Origin of the sequence: Acinetobacter sp. MD2(2019), from assembly GCF_035615615.1 — a bacterium.
GTDB lineage: Bacteria > Pseudomonadota > Gammaproteobacteria > Pseudomonadales > Moraxellaceae > Acinetobacter.
In genome coordinates this window covers 1-403 of the sequence record NZ_VTDU01000079.1, presented here as the reverse complement: position 1 = coordinate 403, position 403 = coordinate 1, and the positions used below count along the sequence as shown (strand labels likewise).

At 51.4% G+C, this 403-nt stretch carries 1 rRNA gene; it reads left to right on the top strand.

Annotated elements, in window-relative coordinates:
* Nucleotides 1-403, top strand: a 16S ribosomal RNA gene (locus I2F62_RS13150); the annotation flags it as partial.

The following is a 403-nucleotide window of genomic DNA, read 5'->3' as shown; positions in this document are numbered from 1 at the left end:
AGCGCGCGTAGGTGGCTAATTAAGTCAAATGTGAAATCCCCGAGCTTAACTTGGGAATTGCATTCGATACTGGTTAGCTAGAGTATGGGAGAGGATGGTAGAATTCCAGGTGTAGCGGTGAAATGCGTAGAGATCTGGAGGAATACCGATGGCGAAGGCAGCCATCTGGCCTAATACTGACACTGAGGTGCGAAAGCATGGGGGGCAAACAGGATTAGATACCCTGGTAGTCCATGCCGTAAACGATGTCTACTAGCCGTTGGGGCCTTTGAGGCTTTAGTGGCGCAGCTAACGCGATAAGTAGACCGCCTGGGGAGTACGGTCGCAAGACTAAAACTCAAATGAATTGACGGGGGCCCGCACAAGCGGTGGAGCATGTGGTTTAATTCGATGCAACGCGAAG